The following is a 12,998-nucleotide window of genomic DNA, read 5'->3' as shown; positions in this document are numbered from 1 at the left end:
GCACTCCCGCTCACCTGGGTCGTTCCGCAGGCTGCACTCCCGCTCACCTGGGTCGTTCCGCAGGCTGCACTCCCGCTCACCTGGGTCGTTCCGCAGGCTGCACTCCCGCTCACCTGGGTCGTTCCGCAGGCTGCACTCCCGCTCACCTGGGTCGTTCCGCAGGCTGCACTCCCGCTCACCTCGCCGTCACGGGACGTAGCGGACGGCACCCTTGTCTGCCGAGGTCGCCAAGGCCGCGTACGCGCGGAGGGCAGTGGTGACCGTGCGCTGTCGGTCCACCGGCTGCCACGGACGCTCGGACGCTGTCATCTTTGCTCGACGCATCTCGAGGGTCTCGTCGTCGACGAGGATCTCCAGCGTGCGGGTGGCCACGTCGATACGGACCTGGTCGCCGTTCTCGACGAGCCCGATCACACCGCCCGCGGCGGCCTCTGGAGAAATGTGTCCGATGGACAGGCCCGAGGTTCCGCCGGAGAAGCGGCCGTCGGTGATCAGCGCGCAGACCTTACCCAAGCCGGCTCCCTTGAGGAATGCCGTCGGGTGCAGCATCTCCTGCATGCCCGGCCCGCCCTTGGGTCCCTCGTACCGAACGACCAGCACGTCACCGGCCTTGATCTTCTTCTGCAAGATGGCCGAGACGGCTTCTTCCTGTGATTCGACGACGAGCGCCGGACCCTGGAAGGCGAACAGGTCTTCGTCGATGCCTGCGGTCTTGAGGATCGCGCCGTCGATCGCGATGTTGCCGCGGAGCACCACCAGGCCGCCTTCGACCGTGTAGGCATGTTCGAGATCGCGGATGCAGCCACCCGCGGCATCGGTGTCGAGGGAAGACCAGCGGTTGCCCGTGGAGAACGGCTCGACGGTACGGACACCGCCAGGCGCGGCATGGAACAATTCGATCGCCTCGTCGGACGCCTTGCCGGATCGAACGTCCCAGGTATCGAGCCATTCGTCGAAGCTCTTCGTGTGTACCGTCGAGACGTCGGTCTCGAGCAGGTTCGCGCGCCGCAGCTCGCCGAGGAGGGCCGGGATTCCGCCGGCCCGATGCACGTCCTCCATGTGGTAATCGGAGTTCGGCGACACCTTCGACAGGCACGGGACCTTGCGGCTGATGGCGTCGATTGTCTCGAGATCGAAGTCGACCTCACCCTCCTGGGCAGCGGCGAGGGTGTGCAGCACGGTGTTGGTGGATCCGCCCATCGCCACGTCGAGTGCCATGGCATTGCGGAACGCGGCCGGGGTGGCAATGTTGCGGGGCAGAACGGACTCGTCCTCGTCGCGGTAGTACTTCAGTGCGGCCTCGACGATGGTGGTGCCCGCCCGTGTGAAGAGGGCACGGCGAGCCCGGTGAGTGGCCAGGGTGGAACCGTTGCCGGGCAGTGCCAGTCCCAGGGCCTCGGTGAGGCAGTTCATCGAGTTCGCCGTGAACATACCCGAGCAGGATCCGCAGGTGGGGCACGCGCTGCGCTCGACCTCGTCGAGACCGGCCTCGGACACCGCGTCGTTGGCGCTGGCGGAGATCGCGGTGATCAGGTCGGTCGGTGCTTGCGCGACGCCGTCGACGACAACTGCCTTGCCCGCTTCCATCGGCCCGCCGGAGACGAAGACGGCCGGGATGTTCAGTCGCATCGCGGCATTGAGCATGCCCGGAGTGATCTTGTCGCAGTTGGAGATGCACACGAGCGCGTCCGCGGTGTGGGCGTTGGCCATGTACTCGACCGAATCGGCGATGATCTCGCGGCTGGGCAGCGAGTACAGCATGCCGCCGTGGCCCATGGCGATTCCGTCGTCGACAGCGATGGTGTGAAATTCACGGGGCACGCCGCCTGCAGCGCGAACGGCGTCGGCGACGATCTCGCCCACGTTCTTCAGGTGCACGTGGCCGGGCACGAACTGGGTGTACGAGTTCGCGATGGCGACGATGGGTTTCCCGAAATCCGAATCGGTCATTCCGGTGGCGCGTCACAGCGAGCGTGCGCCCGCGGCGTTGCGTCCGACAGTGGTGACTCGTGAGCGTAGCGGCGGCATAGCGTTGTCCTCGTTCGTTGCAGCGGTAAATCGCATCGACGAGGTTACTCGGGCAGCTGCTACGGGGCTTCCGGTGTCCGCTCGCTGTCGCGTTCGGCTCGGTCGGCTTCCGCTCGGGCTCGCTCCTCGGCGGCGGCGGCGGCGGCTGCGGCGTACGGATCGGTGATGCGTCCACCGCTCGCGGCGGCGAGCTGGGGGAGTCTGTCGAAACGCACCAGGGGTAGCGACTTCTCGGTCTTGTCGGGCAGAACGACGCGCGCCCAGCGGCGATCGGGAAAGTGCAGACCTTTCACCGAATCCCACTCGATCACATCCGAACCCACGAACCGTCGCGCGGTGATGGCTTCGGGAGTGACGACGGTGCGTACCCGAAGCACCCAGACGCACGCGACGATCGGCAGGATCAGCAGCCACCCGAGGGCAGCAGGCCAGCTGGCAGCAGGTAGCAATGTGCCGAACAGCAGCAGCGCCACGCCGACGAGCGCAAGACGCGGTAGGCGAATGACCTGCGTGGTCGATGGTTGTTGTCCCTCGGCACCGTTCGGTGACTCGGGGGCGGTGTGGGATGATGGCCGAGGTGGTTCGGACTGCTGCGAAGACGACACCCCTTCATCTTCGCATTGCATCTACGCGATCTCACATAATGGGATTGCGTCGTGACGAGTTTGACTCTTCCCTCCATGCGCGTCTACCGTCGAGCGCATGAAGCGGAATTGGATACTCGTAATCGGCTGGCGCGTCAACGCCTGAGCCGGTTGTTCAAACTCGCATCGACGCGCCACCCTCGTACAGCACACGCTGACGGGGGTTTTTTCTTGCCCAGAGATCGCCCAGCAATTTCACATTCCTGAGGAAGCAATCAGTGAGCGCACCAACCGCACGCCCCGGGCCTACGACCCGTAAGTCGGGGACAGCCGCAAGCCCGTCGACCAGCAGCCCGTCCGCAGAAGCGGTGACCAACGGATCGCGACGTCATGTCGCACCGGAAAAGGTCAGCGGCGCGCAGTCGGTCGTACGCGCCCTCGAAGAACTCGACGTCGACACCGTATTCGGCATTCCCGGCGGCGCGGTTCTTCCCGTCTACGATCCGCTGTTCGATTCGAAGAAGGTCCGGCACGTCCTCGTTCGGCACGAGCAGGGCGCAGGCCACGCCGCCACCGGATACGCCCAGGCCACCGGCCGCGTCGGCGTGTGCATGGCGACCTCGGGCCCCGGCGCGACGAACCTCGTCACCCCTCTCGCGGATGCACAGATGGACTCGGTTCCGATCGTCGCCATCACCGGCCAGGTCGCCCGCAGCCTCATCGGTACCGACGGTTTCCAGGAAGCCGACATCTCCGGCATCACGATGCCGATCACCAAGCACAACTTCCTCATCACCGATGGTGCCGACATCCCGCGCATCATGGCCGAGGCGTTCTACATCGCCGCCTCGGGCCGTCCCGGTGCCGTGCTCGTCGACATCCCCAAGGACGTGCTGCAGGCGCAGACCACGTTCTCCTGGCCGCCGGAAATGCGTCTGCCCGGCTATCGGCCGGTGACCAAGCCACACGGCAAGCAGGTCCGTGAGGCCGCGCGCTACATCGCCGACGCCAAGCAGCCCGTGCTGTACGTCGGCGGTGGCGTCATCAAGGCCAACGCCTCGGCAGAGCTGCTCGAGCTCGCCGAACTGACCGGAATCCCCGTCGTCACCACCCTGATGGCTCGCGGCGCGTTCCCCGACACCCACCAGCTCAATCTGGGCATGCCGGGAATGCACGGCACCGTCGCCGCAGTGGCCGCACTGCAGCGCAGCGATCTGCTGATCACGCTCGGTGCCAGGTTCGACGACCGCGTCACCGGTCAGCTCTCGTCGTTCGCGCCGAGCGCCAAGGTCATTCATGCCGACATCGACCCGGCCGAGATCGGTAAGAATCGATACGCAGATGTGCCGATCGTCGGTGACTGCCGCGAGGTCATCACCGAGCTCATCGAGGCGCTGCGCGCAGATCGTGCGACCGGAACCACGCTCGACGTCGAGCAGTGGTGGGTCTACCTCGACGGCATCCGCAAGACCTATCCGCTGAGCTACGACCGCCCGTCCGACGGTTCCATGTCGCCCGAGTTCGTCATCTCCTCCGTCGGCAAGTTCGCCGGACCCGACGCGATCTACTGCGCAGGCGTCGGCCAACACCAGATGTGGGCGGCGCAGTTCATCAACTACGAGAAGCCGCGCACGTGGCTCAACTCGGGCGGCCTCGGCACGATGGGGTACGCGGTTCCGGCCGCAATGGGTGCCAAGATGGGCCTGCCCGACGCCGAGGTGTGGGCCATCGACGGTGACGGGTGCTTCCAGATGACCAACCAGGAACTGGCGACCTGCGCGGTCGAAGGTATCCCGATCAAGGTCGCGCTCATCAACAACGGCAACCTCGGCATGGTGCGCCAGTGGCAGACCCTGTTCTACGAGGAGCGCTACTCCAACACCAACCTCGGTACCCACGGTGCCGTCCGGATCCCCGATTTCGTCAAGCTCGCCGAGGCGTTGGGTTGCGTCGGGCTGCGGTGCGAGCGGGAAGAGGACGTCGACGCGGTGATAGCTCAGGCTCGCGCGATCAACGATCGTCCGGTCGTCATCGACTTCATCGTGGGGGCAGACGCTCAGGTGTGGCCGATGGTCGCCGCCGGAACGGGCAACGACGAGATCATGGCCGCCCGCGGAATTCGTCCGCTGTTCGACGAGGACGAGACGGTGGGCAGTGAGCCCGGACTCGACGAGGCCATGGAACGCGAGCAGGCGCCGCACCCGCAGAACAACGACGTGAAAGGCTCCGACCAGTGAGCACGAGCCATACCCTCAGCGTTCTCGTCGAGGACAAGCCAGGTGTGCTGGCCCGCGTCGCTGCTCTGTTCTCGCGCCGCGGCTTCAATATCTCCTCGCTCGCCGTCGGCGGTACCGAGATCCCCGATATCTCGCGCATGACGATCGTGGTGACCGTCGACGAATTCCCGCTCGAGCAGGTGACCAAACAGCTCAACAAGCTCATCAACGTCATCAAGATCGTCGAGCAGGACGACGATTCCTCGGTGGCTCGCGAGTTGGTGCTGATCAAGGTGCGCGCCGATGCCAGCGTTCGCAGCGAGGTCATCGAAACGGTCAACCTGTTCCGCGCCAAGGTGATCGACGTCTCTCCCGAGGCCGTCACGGTCGAGGCGACAGGCACCCGCTCGAAGCTCGATGCGTTGCTGAAGATGTTGGACCCCTATGGAATTCGAGAAATTGTTCAGTCGGGAGTCGTTGCCGTCGGACGTGGACCGAAATCGATCACTGCGTCGCGGTAGCGACCGAAGTGATGAATACACGTAAAACCCAAGAGGAAAGGTAACAACCAGTGGCAGTCGAGATGTTCTACGACGACGATGCTGATCTGTCGATCATCCAGGGCCGCAAGGTCGCTGTGATCGGCTACGGAAGCCAGGGCCACGCGCACTCGCTGAGCCTGCGCGACTCCGGCGTCGATGTTCGCATCGGCCTGGCGGAGGGCTCGAAGTCTCGCGCCAAGGCGGAGGAGCAGGGCCTCCAGGTCGGCACTCCCGCCGAGGTATCCGAGTGGGCCGACGTGATCATGGTGCTCGCACCGGACACCGCTCAGGCCAAGATCTTCTCCGAGGAGATCGAGCCCAACCTGAAGGACGGCGACGCGCTGTTCTTCGGCCACGGACTCAACATTCACTTCGACCTGATCAAGGCTCCGGAGTTCGTCACCGTCGGCATGGTGGCCCCCAAGGGCCCCGGCCACCTCGTGCGTCGCCAGTTCGTCGACGGCAAGGGCGTTCCCGCCCTCATCGCCGTCGACCAGGACCCGAAGGGTGAGGGTCAGGCCCTCGCACTGTCCTGGGCCAAGGGCATCGGCGGCACTCGCGCGGGAGTCATCAAGACCACGTTCAAGGAAGAGACCGAGACCGACCTCTTCGGCGAGCAGGCCGTGCTGTGCGGTGGCACCGAAGAACTCGTCAAGACGGGCTTCGAGGTCATGGTCGAGGCCGGCTACGCGCCCGAGATGGCGTACTTCGAGGTGCTGCACGAGCTCAAGCTCATCGTCGACCTCATGTACGAGGGTGGCATCGCTCGGATGAACTACTCGGTGTCCGACACCGCCGAGTTCGGTGGCTACCTCTCGGGACCGCGCGTCATCGACGCCGGCACCAAGGAGCGGATGAAGGCGATTCTCGCCGACATCCAGTCGGGTGAATTCACCCGACGTCTGGTTGCCAACGTCGAGAACGGCAACACCGAGCTCGAGGGCCTGCGCAAGGAAAATGCCGAGCACCCCATCGAGGTCACCGGCAAGAAGCTGCGCGACCTGATGAGCTGGGTCGACCGCCCGATCACCGAAACGGCCTGATTCTCATCGAATCACGTTTTCACGCACGCTGATCGAAGGGCACCGCTGCATGTGCGGCGGTGCCCTTCGATGCGTGTTTCAGGTGCCGTCACAGTTCGACGCCTCGGGCCTCTAAACTGTTCGTGCTGCACAGCGCCAGCCGAAGTTCTCATCGACCACGTCTCGAACCGATATAGGGAGTTTTTCACGTGAGCCAGCCAGGCCGTCCTGTCGTTCTGATCGCCGACAAACTTGCGCAGTCCACCGTCGAGGCACTGGGTGACGGCGTCGAGGTCCGTTGGGTCGACGGTCCGGATCGTCCGGCCTTGCTCGCGGCCGTTCCCGAGGCCGATGCGATTCTCGTGCGCTCCGCGACGACGGTCGACGCCGAGGTGCTCGCTGCCGGAACCAACCTCAAGATCGTTGCCCGCGCGGGCGTCGGTCTGGACAATGTCGACGTGCCCGCCGCCACCGAGCGCGGGGTTCTCGTCGTGAACGCGCCGACCTCCAATATCCACACCGCCGCCGAGCACGCAGTGACCTTGCTCCTCGCCGCCGCGCGCCAGATTCCCGCTGCCGACGCCACCCTGCGTCAGCACGAGTGGAAGCGCAGCAAGTTCAACGGCGTCGAAATCTTCGGTAAGACCGTCGGAGTCGTCGGCCTCGGCCGCATCGGTCAGCTGTTCGCGCAGCGTCTCGCCGCATTCGAGAGTCACATCATCGCGTACGATCCCTACGTCTCGGCCGCTCGCGCGGCTCAGCTCGGCATCGAACTCGTCAGCCTCGACGAACTGCTCGAGCGCGCAGACATGTTCTCGGTGCATCTGCCGAAGACGCCGGAGACCAAGGGCATCATCGGCAAGGAAGCCCTCGCCAAGACCAAGCCCGGCGTCATCGTCGTCAACGCCGCTCGCGGTGGTCTGGTGGACGAGCAAGCCCTGGCCGACGCCATCACCAGCGGTCATGTCTTCGCCGCCGGTATCGACGTCTACGCCTCCGAGCCCTGCACCGACAGCCCGCTGTTCGAGCTACCCCAGGTCGTCGTCACCCCCCACCTCGGCGCGTCGACCACCGAGGCTCAGGACCGCGCAGGCACCGATGTGGCGAAGTCGGTGTTGCTGGCTCTCGCAGGTGAATTCGTGCCCGATGCCGTCAACGTCAAGGGCGGTGCCGTGGGTGAAGAAGTCTCGCCGTGGCTCGAGATCGTGCGCAAGCAGGGTGTGCTTCTCGGCGCTCTGGCCAGCGAACTTCCCAGCTCGCTGTCCGTCGACGTGCGCGGCGAACTCGCCGCCGAGGACGTCGAGATTCTCAAGCTGTCGGCGCTGCGCGGGCTGTTCTCCGCCGTCATCGAGGACGCGGTCACGTTCGTCAACGCTCCGGCGCTCGCCGAGGAGCGTGGCGTCACCGCCGAGGTCACCACGGCATCCGAGAGCGAGAACCACCGCAGCGTCGTCGACGTCCGGGCCGTGTACGGCGACGGATCCGTCTTGAACGTGGCAGGCACTCTCACCGGCACGACGCAGGTCGAAAAGATCGTCAACATCAACGGGCGCAACTTCGACCTGCGAGCCGCAGGTAAGAATCTCATCGTCAGCTATGCGGATCAGCCAGGAAGCCTGGGCCGTATCGGCACGCTGCTCGGTGAAGCCGGCATCGACATTCAGGCTGCTGCGTTGAGCCAGGACTCCGAGGGCGACGGTGCGACGATCCTGCTGCGCGTCGACAAGGACGTTCCGTCGGAGCTGAGCGACAGCATCGCCGCAGCGGTCGGTGCGTCCACCATCGAGCTGGTCGACCTGTCCTGATCTCGCTCGCAACCGATCGGACAGATGTCGAAGAATTACGAGGAGTGAGATGAAGCTGGCCGTCATTGCCGGAGACGGAATCGGACCCGAGGTCGTGGCCGAGGCGCTTGCCGTCCTCGACGTGGTTGCGCCCGGTGCGGACAAGACCGAATACGATCTCGGTGCCCGCCGCTACAACGCGACCGGGGAGCTGCTGCCGGACTCGGTGCTGGCGGAACTGCGCGAGCACGACGCCATCCTGCTGGGAGCCATCGGTGATCCTTCGGTACCCAGTGGTGTGCTCGAACGTGGACTGTTGCTGCGGGCTCGCTTCGAGCTCGATCATCACATCAATCTGCGTCCGGCCAAGCTGTATCCCGGAGTCGTCGGCCCGCTGGCCGGTGACAAGCAGATCGATGTCGTCGTCGTGCGTGAGGGCACCGAGGGGCCGTACACCGGAAACGGTGGCGCGTTACGGGTCGGCACACCGCACGAGGTGGCGACCGAGGTCAGCGTCAATACCCGCTACGGCGTGGAACGTGTGGTGCGCAACGGCTTCGAGCGGGCGCTCACCCGCCGCAAGCATCTGACGCTGTTGCACAAGACCAACGTGCTCACGTTCGCCGGCAGCCTCTGGGCTCGCACGGTGGACGAGGTCGCCGCGGAGTTCCCGGACGTCGACGTTGCGTATCAGCACATCGATGCCGCGATGATCCACCTCGTCACCGATCCCGGCCGTTTCGATGTCATCGTCACCGACAATCTGTTCGGCGACATCGTCACCGACCTCTCGGCTGCGGTGACCGGCGGAATCGGTTTGGCGGCAAGCGGAAACATCGACGCGACCGGTACCAACCCGAGCATGTTCGAGCCCGTGCACGGCAGCGCTCCTGACATTGCCGGGCAACAGAAGGCCGATCCGACGGCTGCCATTCTGTCGGTGTCGCTGTTGCTGGCACACCTCGGCGACGCGTCGAACGCGGCACGTGTCGAGGCTGCTGTTGCCGCAGATCTCGCCGAGCGCGGTACCACGACGGGGACGACGAAGGAGATCGGCGCACGTATCGCCGCTCGGCTGTAGCCGGAGAACGCTGCGAAGATGCCACGGTAGGCCGCGAGCCGACCGTGGCATCTCGTGTATCACCGGCATGGGCCGGTGCCGGGTCAGCCGACGCGGTCCGGATTCTCGTCGAGTTTCTCGGGGGCCGGATCGTCGGGGACGATCGGCACGGAAAGCGCGGGGAAGACGGCAGAGACCAGGAACGCAATGGGAAAGCTGACGGCCGCGAGCGCCCCGAACGCCGGCGGCACAGCCGATGCGAACACGTATTGACTCGTATTCTGGATTCCCAGGGCGCGTCCGCTCCAATACGGTCCGGATATTTCCGCGACAGCGGTGAAGGCAAGACCGTTGGGGGCAACGGTGGCAATGGATGCGACGACGAGCATGACGATCGCGGCGGGGGAGTCGAACCAGTCCGCGACAGCGAGCCCGACCATACTGACGGCGGCAGTGACGGCGACCCACCGGAGGGGTTTCATGCGGCTTCCCACGCGATCGGACAGCGCGCCTACGCTCATTCGGCCGAGTGCTCCGAGTATCTGGGTCACCGTGACGAGGACACCCGCCGCTGCTGCGGTCCAGCCTCGGTCGGTCATCAACCAGACGAGTGCGTACGTCCAGACGACGTACTGGGGCACCACCAGCAGGATCGACGTGGCATGGATGCGCCACAGCCCGCTGCCGGCCCGGTAGGGATTGTCGAGCAGCCCCTGTGCGGCCGCGTCGGCGCGGTTCGGGCGCGGGGGGTCGATGACGGCGAGACACATCAGTGCGGTCGCCGCGCAGACGCACGCTGGTACGAGCAACGCGGCCCCGACGCCGTGGTCTCGGGCGATGGGCGGGATGGTCAGTGCGGCAATTGCCACACCCAGTGGCACCGACATCTGCCGGATGCCCATTGCCAGTCCGCGACGATGCGGCGGGAACCATCCCACCACCACCCGTCCGCTCGCGCTGTTCGCACTGGCGGCCGCCATGCCGCCGATCAGCAGAAGAATTGCCAGCACTGGAATCGAGGTGCTCACCACCGCTGCGACGCTCGCGCCCGCCGTGAGCCCGAGTCCGATCACCAGGACGAGGCGTTCACCGATGCGGTCGACCAGTACGCCCCACGCGATGAGGGTGAGCATGATGCCCACGGTGGGCATCGCTACGACGAAGCCCGCGGTCGCAAGGCTGAGTCCGCGGTCGTCGTGCAGAGAGGGGATGAGAAATGCGGCACCGTTGATGAAGACGGCACCCGCGGTCTGCGCGAGCATTCCGAGGACGAGCATGAACCATCGTCGTGCCTCTCCGATGCGGGACAGTTGCTCGGTGACGTTCATGTCGCGCCTTTCGCTTCCCACTATATGGACGCTGTGTCTTGAGATATGGAATTCGTTCAGAACATTACACCGGCAAAAGAAGAGCGGATCGGACGGCGTCGACGGGTGGTGCAGGCCGGTCGATAGACTTTCGGCATGCGTCTCGGTCGAATTGCAAGTCCTGATGGTGTGGCATTCGTGAGTATCGAAGGTGATGGTGATTCGCGGACTGCGAAGGAAATCGCCGAACATCCTTTCGGCACACCCACGTTCACGGGTCGGTCGTGGCCACTGGCCGATGTGCGGCTGCTAGCTCCCATCCTCGCCAGCAAGGTCATCGCCATCGGTAAGAACTACGCCGCCCATGTGGCCGAGATGGGCGGTGAGGCACCGAAGGATCCCGTGATCTTCATCAAGCCCAACACCTCCATCGTCGGTCCGGGGGCCAACATCGTGCTGCCTCCGTCGTCGAACGAAGTGCACTACGAGGGTGAACTCGCCATCGTGATCGGGCGTCCGTGCAAGGACGTCCCGGCGTCGAAGGCGTACGAAGTGATACTCGGATACACCGTCGCCAACGATGTCTCGGCCCGCGACCACCAGAAGCACGACGGGCAGTGGACTCGCGCCAAGGGTCATGACACCTTCTGTCCACTCGGGCCGTGGATCGAGACCTCACTCGATCCGTCCGATCTCGAGATCAAGACCGAGGTCGACGGTGTCGTCAAGCAGCAGAGTCGCACTTCGCTTCTGCTGCACGATATTCCGAAGATCATCGAGTGGGTGTCTGCAGTGATGACGCTGCTCCCCGGCGATGTCATCCTCACCGGAACGCCCGAGGGAGTCGGACCCATCACCGACGGTGACAGCGTCTCGATCACCGTCGAGGGAATCGGTACCCTGACCAACCCCGTCGCAGCGAAGAAGTAGGGCAACGATGACCACACCAACAGACGTTCGCGTTCGATTCTGCCCGTCTCCCACCGGCACCCCGCACGTCGGCCTGGTCCGAACCGCGTTGTTCAACTGGGCGTTCGCCAGGCACCACGGCGGAACTTTCGTCTTTCGTATCGAAGACACCGACGCTTCGCGCGACTCCGAGGAGTCCTACGCCGCCCTGCTCGACGCGCTGCGCTGGCTGGGCCTCGAATGGGACGAAGGCCCGGAGGTGGGGGGTCCATACGAGCCCTACCGTCAGTCTCTGCGACGCGACCAGCACACGGCCGTCGTGCGGCAGTTGCTCGATGCCGGAGAGGCCTACGAGTCGTTTTCGACGCCGGAGGAGGTCGAAGCTCGGCACAAGGCGGCCGGACGCGACCCCAAACTCGGCTACGACAACTTCGACCGCGATCTGACCCCGGAGCAGCGGCAAGGCTTTCTCGACGAGGGGCGCGGGGCCGTCGTGCGGCTGCGGATGCCCGATCACGACCTGACCTGGAACGACCTCGTGCGCGGGGAGACGACGTTCAAGTCCGGCACGGTGCCGGACTTCGCCTTGACCCGCGGTAACGGAGTTCCGCTGTACACGTTGGTCAACCCGGTCGACGACGCCCTGATGAAAATCACCCACGTCCTGCGCGGCGAAGACCTGTTGTCCTCGACGCCTCGTCAGCTCGCCCTGTACGAGGCGTTGATCCGAATCGGCGTGGCCGATCGAACTCCCGAGTTCGGGCACCTTCCGTTCGTCATGGGTCAGGGCAACAAGAAGCTGTCCAAGCGTGATCCGGAGTCCAACCTCTTCATTCACCGAGATCGGGGATTCATCCCGGAGGGACTGTTGAACTACCTCGCTCTTCTCGGGTGGGGCATTTCCGATGATCATGACGTCTTCTCGCTCGACGAGATGGTGGCGGCATTCGAGATCTCGTCGGTCAATTCCAATCCGGCACGCTTCGATCAGAAGAAAGCCGATGCGATCAATGCCGAGCACATCAGGATGCTCGCTGCCGATGATTTCGCGGCCCGGCTGCGTGAATACCTGGTTGCTCAGGGACATCTGGTCGAACCGGTCGACGAGAAGGTCTTCGCCGTTGCCGCCGAGCTGGTGCAGACGCGCATCGTCGTGCTGTCGGACGCGTGGGGACTGCTGAAGTTCCTGTTCGTCGACGAGGCGGATTTCGAGATCGATCCCGCCGCGGCAACCAAGAATCTCGGTGCCGATGCCGCACCCGTTCTCGACGCCGCCATCGAGGCGCTGACCGCAACGACGACGTGGGCTACCGCCGAATTGGAAGCCACCCTCAAGGACGCATTGATCGACAAGCTGGAACTCAAGCCGCGCAAGGCTTTCGCGCCGGTTCGGGTAGGAGTGACCGGCTCGCACATCAGCCCGCCACTGTACGAGTCGATGGAACTGCTCGGGCGAGACAGGACGTTGGCGCGTCTGGCCGCTGCACGCGCGATCGTCGCGTGATGGTGGCCGACCGCAGGCGTACCCCGGTCGGTGGCAGCTCCG

9 protein-coding genes and 1 pseudogene are annotated in these 12,998 nt (G+C 65.0%); 7 read left to right on the top strand and 3 right to left on the bottom strand.

What is annotated here, in order from left to right; all coding sequences use genetic code 11:
* Positions 1-186: 186 nt before the first annotated feature.
* Both ilvD and RHODMAR_RS18480 read right to left on the bottom strand, forming a co-directional pair.
* Positions 187-2,028, bottom strand: a pseudogene (gene ilvD / locus RHODMAR_RS18485) (dihydroxy-acid dehydratase).
* Positions 2,029-2,087: 59 nt separating this feature from the next.
* The gene (locus RHODMAR_RS18480) at positions 2,088-2,633 is read right to left on the bottom strand and encodes a PH domain-containing protein (protein WP_232433705.1); all 546 of its coding nucleotides are present in this window, start codon (positions 2,631-2,633) and stop codon (positions 2,088-2,090) included.
* 257 nt (positions 2,634-2,890) lie between these two features.
* On the opposite strand from RHODMAR_RS18480, the gene RHODMAR_RS18475 reads away from it, so the two are divergent.
* The 5 genes from RHODMAR_RS18475 (at position 2,891) to RHODMAR_RS18455 (ending at position 9,257) form a co-directional block, all read left to right on the top strand.
* Positions 2,891-4,849, top strand: coding sequence for an acetolactate synthase large subunit (locus RHODMAR_RS18475; protein ID WP_008717438.1), 1,959 nt, complete (start codon positions 2,891-2,893; stop codon positions 4,847-4,849).
* Positions 4,846-5,349 (top strand): acetolactate synthase small subunit, encoded by a 504-nt coding sequence (ilvN, locus tag RHODMAR_RS18470; protein ID WP_008717436.1) that lies wholly within the window; start codon positions 4,846-4,848, stop codon positions 5,347-5,349. Before RHODMAR_RS18475 ends, ilvN begins: the two co-directional genes overlap by 4 nt.
* 62 nt (positions 5,350-5,411) lie before the next feature.
* Positions 5,412-6,413 carry a ketol-acid reductoisomerase gene (gene ilvC, locus RHODMAR_RS18465; RefSeq protein ID WP_198289479.1) on the top strand — a complete coding sequence of 334 codons (1,002 nt, stop codon included), beginning with the start codon at positions 5,412-5,414 and terminating at the stop codon, positions 6,411-6,413.
* A gap of 188 nt (positions 6,414-6,601) precedes the next feature.
* Positions 6,602-8,197 carry a phosphoglycerate dehydrogenase gene (serA, locus tag RHODMAR_RS18460; protein WP_008717432.1) on the top strand — a complete coding sequence of 532 codons (1,596 nt, stop codon included), beginning with the start codon at positions 6,602-6,604 and terminating at the stop codon, positions 8,195-8,197.
* Between the two features lie 49 nt (positions 8,198-8,246).
* Positions 8,247-9,257 carry a 3-isopropylmalate dehydrogenase gene (locus RHODMAR_RS18455; protein WP_008717430.1) on the top strand — a complete coding sequence of 337 codons (1,011 nt, stop codon included), beginning with the start codon at positions 8,247-8,249 and terminating at the stop codon, positions 9,255-9,257.
* An 83-nt stretch (positions 9,258-9,340) separates the two neighbouring features.
* Here the strand turns inward: RHODMAR_RS18455 and RHODMAR_RS18450 are convergent, their stop codons facing one another.
* Complete coding sequence (locus RHODMAR_RS18450) at positions 9,341-10,564, bottom strand: MFS transporter (RefSeq protein WP_008717428.1); 1,224 nt, start codon at positions 10,562-10,564, stop codon at positions 9,341-9,343.
* Positions 10,565-10,699: 135 nt separating this feature from the next.
* On the opposite strand from RHODMAR_RS18450, the gene RHODMAR_RS18445 reads away from it, so the two are divergent.
* Positions 10,700-11,473: a fumarylacetoacetate hydrolase family protein gene (locus tag RHODMAR_RS18445; RefSeq protein ID WP_042939823.1), complete on the top strand. Its 774-nt coding sequence runs from the start codon at positions 10,700-10,702 to the stop codon at positions 11,471-11,473.
* Between the two features lie 7 nt (positions 11,474-11,480).
* Positions 11,481-12,956 carry a glutamate--tRNA ligase gene (gltX, locus tag RHODMAR_RS18440; protein ID WP_008717424.1) on the top strand — a complete coding sequence of 492 codons (1,476 nt, stop codon included), beginning with the start codon at positions 11,481-11,483 and terminating at the stop codon, positions 12,954-12,956.
* The last annotated feature ends 42 nt before the right edge of the window (positions 12,957-12,998 follow it).

Source organism: Rhodococcus sp. AW25M09 (genome assembly GCF_000333955.1).
Lineage (GTDB): Bacteria > Actinomycetota > Actinomycetes > Mycobacteriales > Mycobacteriaceae > Rhodococcoides.
Note: the sequence above shows the minus strand (reverse complement) of the source record. Positions and strands in the feature narration are given on the sequence as shown.